At 32.7% G+C, this 22,380-nt stretch carries 17 protein-coding genes; 15 read left to right on the top strand and 2 right to left on the bottom strand.

What is annotated here, in order from left to right; genetic code table 11:
* Positions 1-159: 159 nt before the first annotated feature.
* From hisG to BM335_RS14545, 10 genes are all read left to right on the top strand, one after another.
* Positions 160-1,017: an ATP phosphoribosyltransferase gene (gene hisG, locus BM335_RS14590; RefSeq protein ID WP_090230118.1), complete on the top strand. Its 858-nt coding sequence runs from the start codon at positions 160-162 to the stop codon at positions 1,015-1,017.
* Positions 1,018-1,034: 17 nt separating this feature from the next.
* Entirely contained in the window at positions 1,035-2,318 is a 1,284-nt protein-coding gene (hisD, locus tag BM335_RS14585; RefSeq protein ID WP_090230112.1) for a histidinol dehydrogenase, read from the top strand.
* 47 nt (positions 2,319-2,365) lie between these two features.
* Positions 2,366-3,400: a histidinol-phosphate transaminase gene (hisC, locus tag BM335_RS14580; RefSeq protein WP_090230109.1), complete on the top strand. Its 1,035-nt coding sequence runs from the start codon at positions 2,366-2,368 to the stop codon at positions 3,398-3,400.
* A 1-nt stretch (position 3,401) separates the two neighbouring features.
* The gene (gene hisB / locus BM335_RS14575) at positions 3,402-4,541 is read left to right on the top strand and encodes a bifunctional histidinol-phosphatase/imidazoleglycerol-phosphate dehydratase HisB (protein WP_090230395.1); all 1,140 of its coding nucleotides are present in this window, start codon (positions 3,402-3,404) and stop codon (positions 4,539-4,541) included.
* A gap of 78 nt (positions 4,542-4,619) precedes the next feature.
* Positions 4,620-5,201, top strand: coding sequence for an imidazole glycerol phosphate synthase subunit HisH (gene hisH, locus BM335_RS14570; protein WP_090230105.1), 582 nt, complete (start codon positions 4,620-4,622; stop codon positions 5,199-5,201).
* Between the two features lie 53 nt (positions 5,202-5,254).
* Complete coding sequence (locus BM335_RS14565) at positions 5,255-5,569, top strand: GIY-YIG nuclease family protein (RefSeq protein WP_090230102.1); 315 nt, start codon at positions 5,255-5,257, stop codon at positions 5,567-5,569.
* 67 nt (positions 5,570-5,636) lie between these two features.
* Entirely contained in the window at positions 5,637-6,386 is a 750-nt protein-coding gene (hisA, locus tag BM335_RS14560) for a 1-(5-phosphoribosyl)-5-[(5-phosphoribosylamino)methylideneamino]imidazole-4-carboxamide isomerase (RefSeq protein WP_090230097.1), read from the top strand.
* Positions 6,387-6,451: 65 nt separating this feature from the next.
* A complete protein-coding gene (gene hisF, locus BM335_RS14555) occupies positions 6,452-7,207 on the top strand; it encodes an imidazole glycerol phosphate synthase subunit HisF (RefSeq protein ID WP_090230092.1) in 756 nt (251 codons plus the stop codon).
* 61 nt (positions 7,208-7,268) lie between these two features.
* Positions 7,269-7,868 (top strand): bifunctional phosphoribosyl-AMP cyclohydrolase/phosphoribosyl-ATP diphosphatase HisIE, encoded by a 600-nt coding sequence (gene hisIE, locus BM335_RS14550; protein ID WP_090230079.1) that lies wholly within the window; start codon positions 7,269-7,271, stop codon positions 7,866-7,868.
* A gap of 125 nt (positions 7,869-7,993) precedes the next feature.
* Entirely contained in the window at positions 7,994-8,665 is a 672-nt protein-coding gene (locus BM335_RS14545; protein ID WP_090230075.1) for a DUF2461 domain-containing protein, read from the top strand.
* Positions 8,666-8,721: 56 nt separating this feature from the next.
* On the opposite strand, the gene BM335_RS14540 is transcribed toward BM335_RS14545, so the two are convergent.
* Positions 8,722-11,463, bottom strand: a complete 2,742-nt coding sequence (locus BM335_RS14540; RefSeq protein ID WP_090230069.1) for an endonuclease — start codon at positions 11,461-11,463, stop codon at positions 8,722-8,724.
* 152 nt (positions 11,464-11,615) lie between these two features.
* Positions 11,616-12,824, bottom strand: coding sequence for an RsmB/NOP family class I SAM-dependent RNA methyltransferase (locus tag BM335_RS14535; protein ID WP_090230065.1), 1,209 nt, complete (start codon positions 12,822-12,824; stop codon positions 11,616-11,618).
* Positions 12,825-12,919: 95 nt separating this feature from the next.
* Between BM335_RS14535 and recG the strand changes: the two genes are divergently transcribed.
* From recG to BM335_RS14510, 5 genes are all read left to right on the top strand, one after another.
* Positions 12,920-15,025 (top strand): ATP-dependent DNA helicase RecG, encoded by a 2,106-nt coding sequence (gene recG, locus BM335_RS14530; RefSeq protein ID WP_090230060.1) that lies wholly within the window; start codon positions 12,920-12,922, stop codon positions 15,023-15,025.
* A gap of 404 nt (positions 15,026-15,429) precedes the next feature.
* Positions 15,430-17,856, top strand: a complete 2,427-nt coding sequence (gene pheT, locus BM335_RS14525) for a phenylalanine--tRNA ligase subunit beta (protein ID WP_090230056.1) — start codon at positions 15,430-15,432, stop codon at positions 17,854-17,856.
* Between the two features lie 904 nt (positions 17,857-18,760).
* Complete coding sequence (locus tag BM335_RS14520; protein ID WP_090230053.1) at positions 18,761-19,795, top strand: quinone-dependent dihydroorotate dehydrogenase; 1,035 nt, start codon at positions 18,761-18,763, stop codon at positions 19,793-19,795.
* A gap of 942 nt (positions 19,796-20,737) precedes the next feature.
* A complete protein-coding gene (locus BM335_RS14515) occupies positions 20,738-21,607 on the top strand; it encodes an ABC transporter permease (RefSeq protein WP_090230047.1) in 870 nt (289 codons plus the stop codon).
* A gap of 251 nt (positions 21,608-21,858) precedes the next feature.
* Positions 21,859-22,203: a four helix bundle protein gene (locus BM335_RS14510; protein WP_090230044.1), complete on the top strand. Its 345-nt coding sequence runs from the start codon at positions 21,859-21,861 to the stop codon at positions 22,201-22,203.
* The last annotated feature ends 177 nt before the right edge of the window (positions 22,204-22,380 follow it).

Below are 22,380 nucleotides of genomic sequence, written 5' to 3'. Positions count from 1 at the left end.
TATTCAATTACATCATCATCATTTCCATACTTGCACTCGAGCGAGCTAGAAATGTATTGAATAAAATTAAAAAAGATATATTTATAACCCGTTTGAGTTAATCAAACGGGTTTATTATTTTAATACCTTAAAGATTGCTCAAACATAACAACAAAAAAAATGAGTAAAATTAAAATTGCAGTTCAAAAAGCAGGAAGATTAAACGAAGATTCCTTGCAATTATTAAAAGATTGTGGCATTTCTATAGACAATGGAAAAGATCAATTAAAAGCTTCAGCCAGTAACTTTCCATTAGAGGTTTTGTACCTTAGAAATGGTGATATTCCTCAATATTTAAGAGATGGCGTGGTAGATATAGCTATTATTGGCGAAAATGTTTTAATTGAAAAAGGAGGCGATATTATTGTTGCTGAGCGTTTAGGTTTTTCTAAATGTCGCGTTTCTTTAGCAGTGCCTAAAGGAACTAAATATAAAGGAATAGAAGATTTAGATAGAATGCGTATTGCTACATCGTATCCTAACACAGTTCAACAATATTTTAAACAGTTTAATGTAACACCTGACATTCACCTAATTAATGGTTCGGTTGAAATTGCTCCAAATATTGGTTTAGCAGATGCTATTTGCGATATTGTTTCTAGTGGAAGTACCTTATTTAAAAACAACTTAAAAGAGGTAGAGGTTATGCTTAAAAGTGAGGCTGTATTAGCTGTTTCACCTAATATCTCTGATGAAAATAAAGCAATTTTAAATAAACTTCAATTCAGAATTCAATCGGTTTTAAAAGCACGCAATTCCAAATATATTTTAATGAATGTACCCAATAATAAAGTGCAAGCTGTTATTAAATTATTGCCAGGAATGAGAAGTCCAACAGTATTACCTCTTGCTGAAGAAGGCTGGAGTTCTATACACACCGTAATTGAAAAAAATTCTTTTTGGGAAGTAATAGATGAGTTAAAAGCAAATGGTGCTGAAGGGTTATTAGTAGTGCCAATTGAAAAAATGGTTTTATAATAGTAAAAATTAAAATAATGAAAAAAGTTATAAACCCTCCAAAAAATGTATGGTTAGAGCTATTGCAAAGACCAACACAAACTGTAGAAGCTATTGAAGAAACAGTTACAGCTATTTTTGCTGATGTAAAAAGAAATGGAAATGATGGTGTTAAGCGCTATACTTCTATTTTTGATGGTGTTGAGCTAGATGAATTATTTGTATCGCAAGCTGAAATTGATGAAGCCAATCAATTAATTTCTGAAGAGCTAAAACAAGCCATTGCTTTAGCAAAAGCAAATATTACAGCTTTTCATACTGCTCAAAAAACTGCAAAAGTTACTATTGAAACAACAGAAGGTGTTACTTGTTGGCAGGAAAAAAGACCGATTCAAAAAGTAGGTTTGTACATTCCTGGAGGAACAGCACCATTGTTTTCATCGGTTTTAATGTTAGCAATTCCTGCAAAAATTGCAGGATGTGATGAAATTGTTTTATCTACACCTCCAAATAAAAAAGGAAAAATTCACCCAGCAATTATTTATGCTGCACAACAATGTGGTGTTACAAAAATTGTAAAAGTTGGTGGTATTCAAGCAATTGCTGCTTTAACTTTTGGTACAGAAACTATTCCGCAAGTTTATAAAATATTTGGACCTGGAAATCAATTTGTAACAGTTGCAAAACAATTAGCTACTAAATATGGTGTGGCTATTGATATGCCTGCAGGACCAAGTGAATTATTAGTAGTTGCTGATGAAAGCGCCAATGCAGATTTTGTAGCGTCTGATTTATTAAGTCAGGCTGAACATGGTACAGATAGTCAGGTTATTTTGGTTTCAACTTCATTAGAAAAATTAAAAAGTGTAGAAATTGCTTTAGAAAATCAATTGCAACAATTATCAAGAAAAAAAATAGCTGAAAAAGCCATTGAAAATTCTAAATTAATTTTTGTGGAAACGAAAGAAATTGCGTTGGAGTTGATTAATGAATATGGCCCTGAACATTTTATTGTTTGTACCAATGATAACGATTTTTATGTAAACGGAATACAAAATGCAGGATCTGTTTTTATTGGTAATTATACACCTGAAAGTGCCGGTGATTATGCTTCCGGAACCAACCATACCTTACCAACAAATGGGTATACAAAAGCATATTCTGGAGTAAATTTAGATTCATTTTTAAAAGCCATTTCATTTCAAAAAATTTCAGAAATAGGCATTCAAAAGATAGGAAACGCAATAGAGGTTTTAGCTTCAGAAGAAGGGTTAGATGCACATAAAAATGCCGTTACTTTGAGATTAAACAGTTTAAAATGAAAAATTTAAGAAACTTTTTTAAATTTGGAAATTAATAATTGTTACAAATGAAAATTGAAAAACTACTACGAGAAAACATTAAAAAAATGCTACCATACTCATCTGCTAGAGATGAGTTTAAAGACGATGTTACCAACATGGTTTTTTTAGATGCCAATGAGAATCCATTTGAAAGTGGTGTAAACAGGTATCCAGATCCGCAACAAAAAGCATTAAAAATTGAACTTTCAAAACTTAAAAATGTTCCAGCAAATCAAATTTTATTAGGAAATGGAAGTGATGAAGTGTTGGATTTAATTTATAGAGCTTTTTGTGAACCAAAAGTTGACAATGTAATTACATTGCCTCCAACCTATGGAATGTATAAAGTTTTGGCAAACTTGAATAATGTTGAAGAAAGAGAAGTGTTTTTAACGAGTTGTTTTCAACCTAAAGTAAAGGAAATATTAGAAGCAGCCGATAAGAATACTAAAATCTTGTTTTTATGCTCACCAAACAATCCAACAGGTAATTCTTTTTCACAAGAAGCTGTTGAGGTGTTATTAACCACTTTTAAAGGATTGGTTGTGATAGATGAGGCCTATATTGATTTTTCTTCTAAAAAAAGCTGGTTAGAACGTTTAGATGAATTTCCAAATCTAATAATCACTCAAACCTTGTCTAAAGCTTATGGTTTAGCAGGAATTCGATTAGGAATTTGCTATGCATCGCCTGAAATAATTGCTATTTTAAATAAAATTAAACCTCCTTACAATGTAAATGAATTATCACAACAAAGAGCATTAAAAAGGTTGTTGGTAATTAAAAAAGTACAGGAAGAAATTGAAGCGCTTATAGAAATGCGAGGGAAAATAATTGAAAAATTAAAAACACTTCATTTTGTAGAAGAAGTGTATCCTTCAGATGCAAATTTTGTACTAATAAAAGTAGATGATGCAGTAAAAAGATACCATCAATTATTGAAAAAAGGAATTGTAATAAGAAATAGAACCACACAACCTTTATGTGAAAATACTTTAAGAATCACTATTGGAACTAAAAAAGAAAACAAAGCAATGTGCAGCGTTTTAAATGAATTATAACATGAAGAAAAAAAAGGTATTATTTATTGACCGAGACGGAACAATTATAAAAGAACCTGCAGATGAACAAGTTGATGCATTTGAAAAAATTATATTTTACCCAAAAGCATTTACCTATTTAGGAAAAATAGCAAATGAATTAGATTTTGAACTGGTAATGGTTACCAATCAAGATGGTTTAGGCACGACAAGTATGCCCGAAGAAAACTTTTGGCCTGTTCAAAATTTTGTAATTCAATGTTTTGAAAATGAAGGTGTCAAATTTAATAAAGTGTTTATTGATAAAACCTTTGCGAAAGATAATGCACCAACAAGAAAACCAAACACTGGGTTGTTAACAGAATTTTTTTCTGATGCTTATGATTTAGAAAATTCATTTGTGATTGGCGATCGATTAACGGATATAGAATTAGCAAAAAATTTAGGTGCAAAAGGAATATTTATAAATGACAATACCAATTTAGGTACCGATGAAATTACAGTTAAAAGAGCTGAATTAGATCCATTTATTGCTTTAGAAAGTAACGATTGGCAGAAAATTTATGAGTTTTTAAAACTAAATAATAGAACAGCTGAATTAACCAGAAATACCAACGAAACAAAAATTTATATCCAATTAAATTTGGATGGAACAGGTAAAAGTAACATTGCAACAGGTTTGCCATTTTTTGATCACATGCTCGATCAAATTGCACGCCACGGAAGTATGGATTTAACCATTCAAGTACAAGGAGATTTAGAAGTTGATGAGCATCATACTATTGAAGATACTATGATAGCTTTAGGTGAAGTTTTTACAAAAGCTTTAGGTAACAAATTGGGTATTGAGCGTTATGGATTTTGTTTGCCAATGGATGATTGTTTAGCGCAAGTAGCCATAGATTTTGGTGGAAGAAATTGGTTGGTTTGGGATGCAGATTTTAAACGTGAAAAAATTGGTGAAATGCCAACAGAAATGTTTTATCATTTATTTAAATCCTTTACAGATGGTGCACGTTGTAATTTAAATATAAAAGCAGAAGGTACTAATGAACATCATAAAATTGAAGGTATTTTTAAAGCCTTTGCAAAAGCTATAAAAGCTGCTGTTAAAAGAGATGCTGAAAAAATGATTTTGCCAAGCACCAAAGGACTTTTGTAAAGTAAGATATTAAATATTAGAAGTATGAGGGTAATCTTACAATTGAACTTCTAATATCTAACTTTTAAAAATAATAAATTGAAAATAGTCATTATAAATTACGGAGCAGGAAACATACAATCTATAAAATTCGCCATTCAACGCTTAGGTTATGAAGCAGTTTTGAGTCACGATGAAGCGGAAATAAGAAATGCTGATAAAGTGATTTTTCCGGGTGTTGGTGAAGCAAGTAGTGCTATGCAAATGTTAAAAGCAACAGGGTTAGATAAAGTAATTCCAACTTTAAGACAACCCGTTTTAGGAATTTGTTTAGGAATGCAATTAATGTGTAACTATTGTGAAGAAGGTGATACGCAAGGATTAGGTATTTTTGATTGCGACGTTATTAAATTTTCTGATTCAGAAAAAGTACCGCAAATTGGTTGGAATCAAATTGAAAATTTAAAATCCAATTTATTTAAAGGAATCAAAGAGCAAGAATATATGTATTTAGTGCATAGTTTTTATGTTCCAATGAACGATAAAGCTATTGCAACCACTAATTACGGATTAAAATATGCATCTGCATTACAAGAAAAAAACTTTTATGGCGTACAATTTCACCCAGAAAAAAGCAGCAAAGCAGGATCACAAATATTACAAAATTTTTTGAATTTATAAATATATTAACGTTGTCATTCCTGTGAAAACAGGAATCTATAAAACGATTGTAAATGAAAACTATACATCAATATTATGTGTATATTTTAGCAAGTAAAATAAGAGGAACATTATATATTGGAATTACAAACGATTTACAGCGAAGAGTTTATGAACACAAAAAGGAACTTGTGAAAGGATTTACGCAAAAGTATGGAGTACATAAATTAATGTATTTTGAAACTTTTAAAAGTATTGATGAAGCAATAAAAAGAGAGAAGAATTTGAAAAAATGGAAACGAGATTGGAAAATTAAATTAATTGAAGAAGAAAATAAAAAATGGTTAGACCTTTCTTCTGATTGGTTTAATGATACTTTAAAAGATTAGTATAGATTCCTGCCTTCGCAGGAATGACAAAAGTAAACACCTATAAACTTTCAATATAGAAAAAACAATGAGAATCATCCCAGCAATAGATATCATCAACGGTAAATGTGTACGTCTTTCAAAAGGCGATTATGCAACTGAAAAAATATATAACGAAAATCCGTTAGAAGTCGCTAAAATGTTTGAAGCACACGGTGTAAAATATTTGCATTTGGTAGATTTAGATGGCGCAAAAGCAAGTCATATCATAAATCATAAAGTATTAGAAACTATTGCCACAAATACCAGTTTAAGTGTTGATTTTGGTGGCGGATTAAAAACTGATGACGATTTACGTGTTGCTTTTGAAAGCGGCGCAAATCAAATTACTGGCGGAAGTATTGCAGTTAAAAATCCTGACATATTTAAAAGCTGGTTGCAAAAATTTGGAGCTGATAAAATTATTTTAGGTGCCGATGCGCTGGATGAAAAAGTTGCCGTAAGTGGTTGGCAAGAAGAAAGTAATGAAGAGTTAATTCCTTTTATTCAAAATTACATGAAAGAAGGCGTGCGTTATGTAATTTGCACCGATATTTCTAAAGATGGTATGTTACAAGGGCCTTCTTTTGATTTGTATCAAAAAATATTGAATCAAACCAGCATTGTCACTTCAAGCGCAGTTGAGAAGATTAAATTAATTGCCTCAGGTGGAATTTCAACGTATGATGAATTACCTCGCTTAGCTGAAATGGGTTGCGAAGGAACTATTGTTGGTAAAGCCATTTACGAGCATAAAATTAGTATGAAACAAATAGAGAAATTTATAATGCAAAGTTAGATTTACGATATTAGAAGTGCAATTGATACTTCTAACTTCTAACTTCTAACTTCTAACTTTTGAAGATGTTAACAAAAAGAATAATTCCCTGTTTAGATATAAAAAACGGTAGAACTGTAAAAGGTGTAAATTTTGTGGATTTAAGAGACGCTGGTGATCCAGTAGAATTAGCTGAAATTTATGCAAATGAAGGTGCTGACGAATTGGTGTTTTTAGATATTACTGCCACAGAACAAAAAAGAAAAACCTTGGCTGAATTGGTCATGCACGTAGCAGAAAAGGTAAACATTCCGTTTACAGTGGGTGGCGGAATTTCGTCAGTGGAAGATGTTGAAATATTGCTAAATTCTGGCGCAGATAAGGTTTCAATCAATTCTTCTGCAGTAAAAAATCCGCAATTAATAAACAATTTAGCTGCAAAATTTGGAAGTCAGTGTGTAGTGGTAGCTATTGACGCCAAACAAATAAATGGTGAATGGATGGTACATTTGGTAGGAGGAAAAGTACCAACAGCTATAAAATTATTTGAATGGGCAAAAGAAGTAGAACAACGTGGCGCAGGTGAAATTTTATTTACATCCATGGATCACGATGGTACAAAAAATGGTTTTGCAAACGAAGCATTGGCCAATTTAAGTGAATTGGTAAATATTCCAATTATAGCTTCAGGAGGTGCAGGAACTATGCAACATTTTACCGATACTTTTATTGAAGGAAAAGCAGATGCAGCATTAGCCGCAAGCGTTTTTCACTTTAAAGAAATTGAAATTGTTGATTTAAAAAACGAATTAAAAAGAAATAATATCCCAGTAAGGTTATAAGAGTACGTTAGTCTAAAATAAGTTTAGGATGGCGATTTGAAAAGAAATAAAAAATAAAAAAATGAACATAGATTTTAATAAAAATAACGATGGATTGGTTCCTGCAATTATTCAAGATGCTAAAACAAATAAAGTGTTAATGTTGGGTTATATGAACGCTGAAGCGTTTGAAAAAACTACAGCAACAAATAAAGTAACTTTTTTTAGCAGAACTAAAAATAGGTTATGGACAAAAGGTGAAGAAAGCGGTAATTTTTTAAATGTTATTTCTATAAAAAATGATTGTGATAATGATACCTTGCTAATTCAAGTAAACCCAGTTGGTCCAACATGTCACACAGGATCTGATACTTGTTGGAATGATGTCAATGAACAATCATTTGGGTTTTTATCAGAACTTGAAAATGTAATTACAAGCCGACGAGAAAATGCAGATTCTCAAAAAAGTTATGTAGCTTCATTGTTTGAAAAAGGCATCAATAAAATTGCACAAAAAGTAGGAGAAGAAGCGGTGGAAATTGTGATTGAGGCTAAAGACAATAATGATGATTTGTTTTTAAATGAAGGCGCAGATTTATTATTTCATTACCTAATTTTATTGCAAGCTAAAGGATATACGCTAAAAGATATTGTGAGCGTTTTAGAAGGCAGACATAAGTAATAAAAAGTCACCCTGAACTTGATTCAGGGTCTCATAATTATTAACTTGTTGTATGAGATGCTGAATCAAGTTCAGCATGACGACTGTTAAATATTAATAACTTTAAAAACTGAAATTTAACTCATATGATTTCAATATCAAAAACGACCATCCATTTTTTAAAAGCTTTGAAAGAAAATAACAATAGAGATTGGTTTGCAGCGCATAAAAATGAATTTCAACAAGAACAAAAGAAAGCAAAAAGTTTTTACAATGCTGTAATGGAGCAATTAAAAAATCATGATGCTATTGAAAGTTTTAAAATGTTTCGTATTTATCGCGATGTGCGTTTTTCACCAGATAAAACACCTTATAAACCACATTTTGCTGGAAATTTTGTAAGAGCTACCAATAAATTAAGAGGCGGTTATTATTTAAGAATTCGACCAGGTGAAAGTTTTTTAGCTGGAGGTTTTTGGGAACCTAATAAAGAAGATTTGTTGCGTATTCGTAAAGAATTTGAAATGGATGCTACTGAAATTCGTGAAATTATGAATCATTCAACCTTTGTAAAGTATTTTGGAAAATTAGAAGGAGAATCTTTAAAAACTGCACCACGCGGTTTTGATAAAGAACACCCTGATATGGATTTAATTAGAATGAAGCAATTTATTGTTATGCGTAAATTTACAGATGATGAAGTGCTTTCTCCTAATTTCTTACATGATGTAAATGAAAGTTTTAAAGCAATGCGCCCATTTTTTAATTATATGAGTGATGTGCTCACTACCGATTTAAATGGAGTTTCAATACTTTAATAAACTTTAAAAAATAATCATATAAAAAGCGACTCAAAATGTGAGTCGCTTTTTTATTAGTTAACAATTATTTTTTTTGTTGAAAAGTACTGGTCGTTAAATACTTTTAGGATATACAATCCGGTAGGAATATTTTTAACTTCTATTTTATTTTTAAAAGTGGTACGAGTATCCATAGCATATAGTAATTGCCCCATAAAATTAAATAGTTGAACTTCATGGTTGCCAAATTCTTTTTTAAACGAAATGGTTACAGAATGCGTATTGGTAGGATTTGGATACACCGAAAACAAGTTTTCAATAAATTCTGGTACAGATAATGAACTTACAGTATGTGTTCCTAAACCATCTGCGGTATCAGAAGCAAAAGTATCCCATTCCGAAACCGTGTAGGAAGTATTAGGTGCAGTAATAGTGCTTTTTCTTCTTAAAGTTGTATTTATTGCAAAGTTGGCAGTATTATTTAAAACTCCAACAATATCAATTAAAACACCATTTTTAAACAATCCAATCGGATCATTTCCATTAAAATCCATTGGAGTACCAGCGACTGTTCTGTTGGCTGCAGCTAATATAGTTGTATTAGAACCGCTATTAGCTATTACATATACATTGTTATTGGCTAAACTACCACTTAAAACTATTTCATTTACCCAAGCACCTGCTCCATTTGCTTGTTTCTTTATTGAGTACACAGATAAATCTATAGGACTCCCTGTAAAATTAGCTATTTCAATGGCTTTATTATTGCCAGATCCTTCTATGTATTCAGAAATAAAAAGTTCAGAAGCTGTTATGGAAGTATTGGTTGTTGTAATGGATAATGTATTACTTACTTCTGAAGTATTTCCTGCAGCATCTTTAGCATATACTGTAAAATGATAAGAGGTATTTGCAGTTAATGCAGTAACATTGTATGAATTTGTAGCAACAGAAGTTAAGTATACACCGTTTTTATAAATATCATATTGAGATACACCAATATTATCTGTTGAAGCAGACCACGATAATAAGGCCGTTGTGTTTGTAACAGAAGCGGCATTTAAATCAGTTATGGCAGTAGGAGCTTCTGTATCAGCAACACCAGAGTAGCACGACCAAGAAATATCATCAAAAATAACACGATTACTTGTAGTGCTATTGCCATCAATTGTGATAATAACATTCCCACTGGTGTTGATACCTGAAATGGTTGTGGTTTGTTCTGTAGCATCATATGGAATGGTCCCTATTAAATTGCCATTTACTTTTACATCAAACGTTCCAGAAGTTCCTGTAAATACCAATTGTGTAGTCACTGTTAAATTGGCAATTCCATTTACTGTAGTCGGTGAAGTGATTGCGCCATTTCTAATAGTTATGGCTTTTCCATTTAAAACCTGATCGGTTCGCGCATCCGTAGCACTCCAAGAACCTCCGTTATCTCCTGTCCAAGTCACTGTTGTATAGCTAGAGTTACTTGCTCCAATAGTATCAAAAGTTTCAGAGGCACAAATTGAAGGAGTTGCTATGGTAGTGCCATTTACGGCGTCACTTGCAGCAGACGAATTTCCTGCAGCATCTTTTGCAATAATGGTAAAGCTATAAATGGTTAATGCTGTTAATCCAGTAACAGTATAGGAGGTGGCAGTAGAAGTCGCATGGTAAATGCCATCAACATAAATATCATAATTGGCAACTCCAATAGCATCTGTAGAAGGTGTCCATGTTAATTTTATAGATGCATTCGTTTCATTGCTAACAATAACATTAGTAGGTTTTGTTGGAGCAGTAACATCAATAAAATTGGTGGTAGTTGCAGTTTCAGTATTACTTACTAACGAGGTATTTCCATAGGCATCTTTAGCATACACAGTAAAGTTATATGTAGTATTCTGCGTTAATCCGGTAATTATGTGTGAATTTGTTGCTGCTGAACTATACAGCACACCATCTTTAAAAATTTCATAAGATGTCACCCCTATATTATCTGTGGAAGCCGTCCAATTTAAATCGATTGTGGTATTTGTTTCATTTGAAGCGATTAAATTAGTAGGAGCAGAGGGTGCTTCTGAATCAGGTGTTGCACTCCAAATTTGCGCCACATACTCAGGATGATCTATAAAAGGGTTTCTATTATTTTGTCGAGCATAAATAGCATTATTTCTCGCTATTTCATATGAACTTACAGGATCTTGTTGATGCCAAGTCATTAAAATGGTTAAAAAAGGCTCGGTAAAAACTTTATTTGTAGAACCATCAAACATAGCGTAAGAAACGCCCCAAGTAGTTAATTCGTTTTCATATCTGGTGGCAAAATAGAAGTACATCCGAGCAATATCTCCTTTAAATTCATCAATAGGTTCAAATACCGTTCCTGTATAACCAGCGGCATATCCTGAATTTGATGCTGCGCCCAGTTTAGACCCATTTTGAGAAGTATAGGTAGCCGTTCCAACCATTCCGTGCGGATAATTAGAACGCATTCCATTTACCTTTCCGTCAGTGGCTGTTATAAAATGTGCATCGTTTCGTTCAGGAGACACTTGATTGAATACTGATTGCGGTATGATGTGCTCTCTGTTGTAACAGTTTCCCTCAACACTGTAAGTTCCACATTGATCTGTTGTAATGGTATAATTGTATGGATCTGAAGCTGATGGATTTTCAGAATACATATCTAAAATAGTACCATCATTTTCATAGAAATAATCTCTATCCGAGGTTTCATAAGTTACCCATAAACCTGAATACCCATTATCTGTATGACCTTTTATGATATTATATAATTGGGTTTTTAAGGTGTATCCAGTGCCCAAAGCACTATCATAATATCCAGCGGGAATTTGACTAAAAGTAGCTGTTGTAACAAAGAAAAAAAAGAGTAAAAATTTATGCTTAGTTTAAATTTGGAGAATAATTCGCAAATTTAAAAACCATATGTTAAATAATTGTTTTTTTATTAAAAAATCTAACTTATTCTTTCTAACAAAGCCATATAAAATCCATCATAACCAGATTTGTATGCTGAAACTTTGTTTTGTTTCTCTAATTGAAATTCTGGATGACTATTTAAAAACAGTTGTACTTGTTTTTCGTTTTCCGAAGGTAAAATAGAGCATGTAGCATACACCATTTTTCCTCCAACTTTTACTAGTTGTGAATATTCTTCAAGTATTTCAGCTTGTGTTTTAATGATATTGTCCACAAATTCTGGTTGTAATTTCCATTTGCTATCAGGATTTCTCTTTAAAACACCAATGCCGCTGCAAGGCGCATCAATTAACACTCTATCTGCCGTACTTTTCATTTTCTTCATTACTTTTAATGAATCAATTACTTTGGTAGTAATGTTGTGTACCCCGTTTCTTCTAGCTCTAATTTTTAATTTCTTTAATTTACTTTCATAAATATCAGTTGAAATTAATTGTCCTTTATTTTCCATTAAAGCAGCTAAATGCAACGATTTTCCGCCAGCACCAGCACACGTATCAATAACTTTCATTCCTGGTTTTACATCTAAATACTCAGCTACTAATTGCGATGAGGCATCTTGCACTTCAAAAAAACCTAATTTAAAAGCTTCCGTAGTAAAAACGTTGGCACGTTCTTTTAATTTTAACGCATATTCATAGCCTCTAATAGGTTCGGTTTCAATACCTTCATCTTCTAACTTTTTTTGCAATGCTAGCTTTGTGGTTTTTAAAGTATTTACACGTAAAATTACTTCGGCTTGTTCATTTAATGCACTAATTTCTTTCGTCCATTTTTCGACACCTAATTCTTTTACACCTAATTCATCCATCCAATCTGGAATAGATTCTTTAAAAACACGTTCTTTTTGAAGTTCATCAAATTTCCCTTTAATTCTACGTTCTGGAACTCCTTGTAATTGATTCCAATCAGGTAATTTATAACCTTTTAATACCGCTAATACGGCAAAATTTTTCCAAACGTTTTCAGTTGTATAGTGCGATTTTGTTCCTGCAATTTCATTGTATAAACGTTTCCAACGCACCATATCATAAATAGTTTCTGCAACAAATTTACGATCTCTTGCGCCCCAACGTTTGTCTCTTTTTAATGCTTTTTCTACAACTTTATCGGCATATTCTCCTTCATTAAAAATTAATTTCATAGAATCGATAACCGTAAACACTAAATTTCTGTGTAATCTCATATTAAAATTTTGGACTGCAAAGATACATAATTAGATTATAAGATTTTGCAATTGTTTATTGCCACTTGAATTGTTACCTTCGTATTTTTATAAAAATGGCAATTTACACACTAAACACTTCTATAGCTTATTTAAAAGGTGTAGGACCTAATAGGGCAGATTTACTAAAATCTGAGTTAGGTATTTATACGTTTGGTGATTTGGTGAACTTTTATCCGAACAGGTATTTAGATCGTACACAGTTTTATAAAATGAATCAGTTACAACAAAATGCGGCTGAAATTCAGGTAATTGGTACAATAACAGCCATTAAAACAGTACAGCAAAAGAAAGGAAGCAGATTAGTAGCTACGTTTGTTGATGAAACTGGCGCAATGGAATTGGTGTGGTTTAGAGGTGTAAAATGGATTAAAACGGCATTAAAAGTAAATACGCCGTATGTTATTTTTGGAAAAACAAACTATTTTAATGGCACATTTTCAATGCCACATCCTGAAATGGAGTTGTTAACAGATTATAAAAAAAGTTTACGAACTGCGTTGCAACCTATATATCCTTCTACCGAAAAATTATCAAATAAAGGCGTTACCAACAGAGTGATTTCAAAAATGGTTGAAAGTTTGTTTGAAGAAGTAAACGCAACATTTACGGAAACATTATCCGCAGCAATAATGCAAAATTTTGGATTTATTTCTAAAACTGATGCATTATTAAATATTCATTTTCCAAAAAATCAAGAATTACTTACAAAAGCCCAACAGCGTTTAAAATTTGAAGAATTATTTTTTATTCAAATGCAATTGATTCGAAAAAAAATGATTCGAAAAGCAAAGATTAAAGGCTATAATTTTGATAAAGTAGGGGATTACTTCAATCATTTTTATGCCAATAAGTTACCGTTTGCTTTAACCAATGCGCAAAAAAGAGTGTTAAAAGAAATCCGAAAAGATATGGGTTCTAACGCTCAAATGAACCGATTGTTGCAAGGTGATGTTGGTTCTGGAAAAACAATTGTGGCATTGTTAAGTATTTTAATTGCTATAGATAATGGTTTTCAAACAGCGTTTATGGCTCCTACAGAAATTTTAGCAACACAGCATTATAATTCGCTGGTTGAATTATTAAACGGAATGGATGTTACTGTAAAATTGCTAACAGGTTCAACCAAAACAAAAGAACGAAAACTAATTCATGAACAATTACAAACAGGCGAATTGCATATTTTAATTGGTACGCATGCACTTATTGAAGATAAAGTGCAGTTTTATAATTTAGGATTGGCAATTATTGATGAACAACATCGGTTTGGTGTTGAGCAACGTTCTAAAATGTGGAAAAAAAATGAATTACCACCGCACGTATTGGTAATGACTGCCACTCCAATACCTAGAACATTGGCAATGAGTGTGTATGGCGATTTAGATATTTCTGTAATTGATGAATTGCCACCAGGTAGAAAAGAAATAGTGACAGCACACCGGTACGATAAAAATAGATTATCGGTATTTAAATTTTTAAAAGAAGAAATTGCAAAAGGCCGTCAAATTTATATTGTATATCCGTTAATTAATGAATCCGAAGCCATGGATTATAAAGATTTAATGGATGGCTATGAAAGTATTTCACGCGAGTTTCCAAAACCGCAATACCAAATAAGTATTGTGCACGGAAAAATGAAAGCCGAAGACAAGGAATATGAAATGCAACGCTTTTTAAAAGGTGAAACACAAATTATGGTAGCAACTACGGTAATTGAAGTGGGTGTAAATATTCCCAACGCAAGTGTCATGGTGATTGAAAGTGCCGAGCGCTTTGGATTATCGCAATTGCATCAGTTACGAGGTAGAGTTGGGCGTGGAGCAGAACAAAGTTATTGTATTTTAATGACCAGTTTTAAACTATCTGATGATGCAAAAATTAGATTACAAACTATGGTTGATACCAGTGATGGATTTAAAATATCGGAAGTTGATTTAAAATTACGAGGTCCTGGAAATTTAATGGGAACACAACAAAGTGGTATATTAAACTTAAAAATAGCTGATATTCTTAAAGATGGAAACTTATTAAAATTAGCCAGAAAACAAGCTATTGAGCTACTCACAAATGATCAGTCGCTTGCAAAACCAGAAAATATAATGATAAAAACTGCCTATATAGAAATTAGCAAAAAAAGTACTATTTGGGCTAATATAAGTTAGTGTAACACAATAATAACTAACTATTTGTCTATTTGTTTCTTTTAAAATTATCGCAAAAAAAAGAAGGTTAATATGAAGTAAAAGAGTAGTGTTTTTTTAACTACTTTCTTACTTCACAAAAACCTTCAATAACAATCAATCAAAAAGTTATATGTTAAAATTTAAATTAGAATGCTATTATCATTCTTAGTTTTAAATTATAGTTAGTATTTCTTAGAACTTTATTTGTTACAATTATACAATTTCGAAATCGATATAGATGTTAAAAAAATTATAAAATATGAATAATAAATTGTGAAACAAAAGTTAATTTATTTTAAAATTAAAGGTGAAAAAGTAACTTTTCACGTTATCAATCTAAATTGTATTAATTATCTTTGCAGTTCGTAAAAAAATAAATAGAAATGAAAATATCGTACAATTGGTTAAAACAGTTTTTAAAGATTGATTGGGAAGCGGAAAAAACAGGAGAATTATTAACCGATTTAGGACTTGAAGTTGAAGGTATAGAAACCGTTGAGTCTATTAAAGGAAGTTTAGCAGGTGTAGTGGTTGGTAAAGTTTTAACGTGTATTCAACACCCTAATGCTGACCGCTTAAAAATTACAACGGTTGATATTGGTTTAGAAGTACCTGTACAAATTGTGTGCGGTGCACCAAATGTAGCAGCAGGGCAAACTGTTCCAGTTGCCACCATTGGCACAACTTTATATGATGATAAAGGTGAACCCTTTGTTATTAAAAAAGGAAAAATAAGAGGAGAAGAAAGTCACGGAATGATTTGCGCTGAAGATGAACTAGGTTTAGGTGCTAGTCATGAGGGAATTTTAGTTTTAGCAGATACTTTTAAAGCAGGAACACCAGCTTCAACAGTATTTAATGTAGCCTCAGACCAAGTTTTTGAAATTGGGCTAACTCCAAACAGAGCCGATGCAATGAGTCATTTAGGTACGGCAAGAGATTTGCGTGCAGGCTTAATTCAAAATAAAATTTCTTTAGAGTTAATTTCGCCATCTGTAAGTGATTTTAGAGTAGAAGATAGAACACTAAAGTTTGATGTAGTTGTAGAAGATACTGAAAAAGCACCGCGTTATGCCGGTGTAACTATTTCGGGTATTACCGTAAAAGAATCACCAGATTGGATTAAAAATAGATTAAAAGCTATTGGGTTAACTCCAATTAATAATATTGTAGATGTTACCAATTATGTATTGCATGAATTAGGACAACCGCTACACGCATTTGACGCATCAAAAGTAAAAGGAAATAAAGTAATTGTAAAAACCTTGCCATCAGGCACTAAATTTACAACGTTAGACGGAGTTGAAAGAGAACTACACGAAGAAGATTTAATGATTTGTAATGGTAATGAAGAGCCTATGTGTATGGCAGGTGTTTTTGGAGGTTTAGAATCTGGAGTTTCTGAAAATACCAATGCAATATTTTTAGAAAGTGCGTACTTTAATCCAGTTGCCATTCGTAAAACAGCTAAAAGACACGCTTTAAATACTGATGCTTCTTTTAGGTTTGAAAGAGGAATTGATCCTAATATTACAGAATATGCTTTAAAACGTGCAGCCAATTTAATTCTAGAAGTAGCTGGCGGTAAAGTAGCATCTGAAATTGTTGATTTATACCCTAAAAAGATAGAAGATTTTCAAGTATTTCTTTCTTTTGAAAAAATGAATAGAATAATTGGAGCTAAAATCCCAAAAGAAACCGTAAAAAATATTTTAGCATCACTTGAAATTAAATTTAACAGCGTAACTGAAGCAGGAATGGGTTTAACCATACCAGCATACAGAGTTGATGTTACCAGAGAAGCCGATGTTATTGAAGAAATTTTACGTGTATATGGTTACAATAATGTAGCGTTTTCACATAAATTAAATACTTCAATTTCTTTTTCTGAATTTGATCCAACTAAAATTGAAAACATTGCGGCTAACCAACTAATGGTACAAGGATTTAATGAAACCATGGCAAATTCTTTAACAAAACCAGCATATGTTTCTTTTTCAGAAGTTTTAAATCCTGAACATAATGTAGCAATTTTAAACCCTTTAAGTAACGATTTAGGTGTATTGCGTCAGTCATTGTTATTCAGCGGCTTAGAGTCGGTTGCGTACAATATTAACAGAAAAAATAATGCGTTAAAATTCTTTGAATTTGGTAAAACATATCATCGTTTTGAAAGTGGTTATAGCGAACAAAAACACTTAACCTTATTTGTTTCTGGAAACCGTTATAAATCTAACTGGAATACTGCTGATAAACCTTCTGATTTCTTTTATTTAAAAGGAATTGCAATTGCATTATTAGAGCGTTTAGGAATTAAAAATTTAAAAACAACTCCTACCAAAAACGATGTATTTTCTGAAGGAATTACGTTAAGTTTAGGGAAAATTAAATTGGTAGATGTTGGACTTGTAAAAAAATCAATATTAAAAGACTTTGGTATTAAACAACCAGTGTTATTTGCTGATTTTGATTGGGAAAATGTATTAAAAGTTGGTGGAAAAGGGCAAATAAAAGTAACTGAATTACCAAAATTTCCTTCAGTAAAAAGAGATTTTGCTTTACTTTTAGATACGCAAGTTACTTTTAGTGAAATTTATAATTTAGCGTTTCAGGCAGAGAAAAATTTATTGAAAGAAGTAGATTTATTTGATGTGTACGAAGGTGATAAATTAGCCGATGGTAAAAAATCGTACGCGGTTAGTTTCTTATTACAAGACACTTCTAAAACATTGAATGATACACAGATAGATAAAATAATGCAAAAGTTACAACAAACTTTTGAAAAGAATGTTGGCGCTACATTGCGTTAATAAATTATAAATATATATTTTAAAATGACGGCTTTTAGCCGTCATTTTTTTTGCTACAAAGTCACCCTCATAGAAAGCACGTCACCCTCAGCAAAAAGAAACGTCACCCTCAGAGAAAGCACGTCACCCTCAGCTTGACTGAGGGTCTGTCGTTTTCAAAAGCAACAGATTCCCTTTTGCAATGGAATGACGGTGCGTGTTCGTCACCCTCAGAGAAAGCACGTCACCCTCAGCTTGACTGGGGGTCTGTTACTCCAAAGTGAAAGATTCCCTCTTGCAAGGGAATGACGGTGCGTGTTCGTCACCCTCAGCAAAAAGAAACGTCACCCTCAGCTTGACTGGGGGTCTATCGTTTTCAAAAGCAACAGATTCCCGCTTTCGCGAGAATGACGGTGCGTGTTCGTCACCCTCAGAGAAAGCACGTCACCCTCAGCTTGACTGGGGGTCTGTCGTTTTCAAAAGCAACAGATTCCCGCTTTCGCGAGAATGACGGTGCGTGTTCGTCACCCTCATAGAAAGCACGTCACCCTCAGCTTGACTGGGGGTCTGTCGTTTTCAAAAGCAACAGATTCCCGCTTTCGCGAGAATGACGGTGCGTGTTCGTCACCCTCAGAGAAAGCACGTCACCCTCAGCTTGACTGGGGGTCTGTCGTTTTCAAAAGCAACAGATTCCCGCTTTCGCGAGAATGACGGTGCGTGTTCGTCACCCTCAACTTGATTGGGGGTCTGTTACTCCAAAGTGAAAGATTCCCTTTTGCAAGGGAATGACAGTAAGAAGAGAATGACGGTGAGAAGAGAATGATGATGAGAAGAGAATGATGATGAGAAGGAAATGAGGCATTGAAATTGTAATTTTTTGCGTTCAATCCAATCCCTTTTATTAATTTTGCACAAACAACAGTATATGTATAAAAGTGTTATCCGTCCTTTCTTTTTTCTTTTCGATCCAGAAAAAATACATCATTTTACTTTTTCACTTATAAAAATACTCTCTAAAATTCCTGGTATTCCTTTCATTTTTAGAAGTTTATTTACAATTTCCGATAAAAAGTTAGAGCGACAATTGTTTGGATTAACCTTTAAAAATCCGGTTGGTTTAGCTGCTGGATTTGATAAAAACGCTGTATTGTACAATGAGTTGGCTAATTTCGGTTTTGGTTTTATTGAAATAGGAACAGTAACTCCAAAAGCACAAGCAGGAAACCCTAAAAAAAGGATTTTTAGATTAAAAGCAGATAATGGTTTAATAAACCGCATGGGTTTTAATAACAATGGTATTGAAGCCGCTATAGAAAAACTAAAACAAAACAAAGGACACGTATTAATTGGTGGAAATATTGGTAAAAATACAACAACCATGCCTGCAGATTATACCAAAGATTATGTAGCTTGTTTTGAGGCATTACATCCGTATGTAGATTATTTTGTGCTAAATGTAAGTTGCCCAAATGTTGGTAGCCATGCAAAATTAACTGATAAAGATTATTTAATAGCGTTAATTACCACTATTCAAAAAGCAAATGCAACACATACCAACCAAAAACCTGTTTTACTAAAAATTGCACCAGACTTAAATCCTGTTCAGTTAGATGAAATCATTGAAATTGTTGCCGAAACAAAAATTGATGGTATTATAGCCTCAAATACTTCTACTATAAGAGAGGGATTAAAAGCGTCATCACAACAATTAGAAGCCATTGGCAATGGTGGTTTAAGTGGAAAACCTATAAAAGATAGAAGTACGGCAGTTATTAAATACTTAGCCGATAAATCAAACAAAGCTTTTCCAATTATTGGTGTTGGGGGTATTCATACTGCTGAAGATGCTTTAGAAAAATTAGAAGCTGGTGCTGATTTAGTACAGATTTATACTGGTTTTATTTATGAAGGACCATCATTAGCAAAAAAAATAAACAAGGCAATTTTAGGGCGTAATTAATAGTATAATTAGCTTCTCGATACAATTTTGTTACATTTCATTCCACAAAACCACTCGAAGTGACGTTTAAATCGTCATTCTCGCGAAAGCGGGAATCTTTTTACTCTTTGGTCTAATTTACCTTTTCAGAGTGGGTAAGAGGGTGTGTTTTTAAAATACCGTCAGTTCGAGTGCCGAAATGCAACGGAGGTGTATCGAGAACAGTGACGTAATGCTTCTCGATACAATTTTGTTACATTTCATTCCGCAAAACCACTCGAAGTGACGTTTAAATCGTCATTCTCGCGTATACGGGAATCTTTTTACTCTTTGGTCTAATTTACCTTTTCAGAGTGGGTAAGAGGGTGTGTTTTTAACATACCGTCAGTTCGAGTGCCGAAGTGCAACGGAGGTGTATCGAGAACAGTTACGTAATGCTTCTCGATACAATTTTGTTACATTTCATTCCACAAAACCACTCGAAGTGACGTAAAGAACGTTATCCTTAGCAATAAGCACGTCACCCTCAGCTTGATTGGGAGTCTGTTACTCCAAAGCAACAGATTCCCGCTTTCGCGAGAATGACGGTGCGTGTTCGTCACCCTCAGCTTGACTGGGGGTCTGCAACTACAAAGCAACAGATTCCCGCTTTCGCGAGAATGACACTGCGTCACCCTCAGCTTGACTGGGGGTATGCTGGTTTCAAAAGAGAAAGATTCCCGCTTTCGCGAGAATGACGGTGCGTGTTCGTCACCCTCAGCTTGACTGGGGGTCTGTTACTCCAAAGCAATAGATTCCCGCTTCCGCGAGAATGACGGATGGAAACGTATGACAAAGAGGAGCTAAAAAAACAATTAATTAAAGTACATTTTTTACATTACTGATAAATAAAGTATCTTTACACTAAATTTTTACACAAAAAAAACATCAAACCTCAATAAAATAGGTAGCTTACGAGTTTTTATGAATAAAAAGGCCACAGATTCCAATGAATGGTTATTTGAAATAACCCCTAAAAATAAATTGTTTTCGCTTAACTTAAAAGAAGTTTGGCAGTATCGTGATTTACTATTTTTATTTGTAAAAAGAGATGTAGTTACCGTATACAAACAAACGATATTAGGTCCGCTTTGGTATTTAATTCAACCGTTATTTACATCCGTAATTTTTACTATAATATTTAACAATGTTGCTGGTATTGATACAGGAACAGTACCTCCGTTTTTATTTAATTTAGCAGGAGTCACTTCTTGGAATTATTTTAAAGAATGTTTAACTGCTACGTCAGACACTTTTAAAGCCAATGCAGGTTTGTTTGGAAAAGTTTATTTTCCACGCATGATTATGCCATTATCCATTGTGGTATCTAATTTAATTAAATTTGGTATTCAACTAAGTGTATTTATTGGATTTTATATATTTTATGTAATGAAAGGGATGCCAATTGTACCAAACACATTATTAATTGCCTATCCTTTACTAATACTAATTATGGCCATGTTAGGATTAGGGTTGGGAATGATTATTTCATCCATGGTTACAAAATATAGAGATTTAACTTTTTTAGTAAGTTTTGGTGTGCAATTATTAATGTATGTTTCGGCTGTAATGTACCCAATGGCCTTGGTAAAAGAAAAATTAGCAGATTATGCTTGGGTAGTAGAATTTAACCCAATGGCACATATTATTGAAACTTCGCGTTATATGTTGTTAAATGATGGAAGTTTGTCATGGAATGGTATTGGTTATTCGGTAGCTTGCACCGTTATTATTTTTTTAATAGGTGTGGTTATCTTTAATAGAACAGAAAAAAGTTTTATTGATACGGTGTAATTTTGTGAGAAGTTAGAAGTTAGACGTTAGACGTTTTTAGTTAGAAGTTAAACGTTTTTAGTTAGAAGTTAAACGTGTACTCGTTGGAAGTTAGAAGTTAGACGTGAGACGTTTTTAGTTAGAAGTTAAACGTGTACTCGTTAGAAGTTAGATGTGAGAAATGGCTTCGAGGGCTCAATAGTGAATAGTGAAAAGTGAAAAGTGAAAAGACGTCTCACGTTTCACGAAAAACCGTATAACGAAATAAAAAAATGGATCATAAAGAATTAGATGTTTGGAAAAAAAGTATGGATTTGGTTGAAATTATATATAAACTTTCAAACTCATTTCCTGATGCTGAGAAATTTGGTTTAATAAGTCAAATAAGGCGAGCAGCAGTTTCAGTACCTTCTAACATAGCAGAGGGAGCAGGAAGAAAAAGTAATAAAGAGTTTATTCAATTCATTCATATTGCTTTTGGTTCTCTTTCGGAATTAGAAACTCAATATTTAATTGCGGTTAGGTTAAATTATACAGAGAAAGATAAAAACATAGAAGTATTAATAAACGATGTTAAAAGATTATTATTGGGATTTAGAAATTATTTAAAAAGTTAGACGTTTGACGTGAATTGTTAGAAGTTAGAAGTTATACGTGAATTGTTAGACGAAAAACGACTCACGAACAAACGTATCACTAAAAGACGTTTTACTAAATAATATTATAATTATAAGAATTAACAAAAGTTAAAAAGAGATCGTCTCACGTTTCACGTAAGACTTCTCACTTTAGCC

This window comes from Lutibacter maritimus (assembly GCF_900116115.1).
Taxonomy (GTDB): domain Bacteria; phylum Bacteroidota; class Bacteroidia; order Flavobacteriales; family Flavobacteriaceae; genus Lutibacter; species Lutibacter maritimus.
Note: the sequence above shows the minus strand (reverse complement) of the source record. Positions and strands in the feature narration are given on the sequence as shown.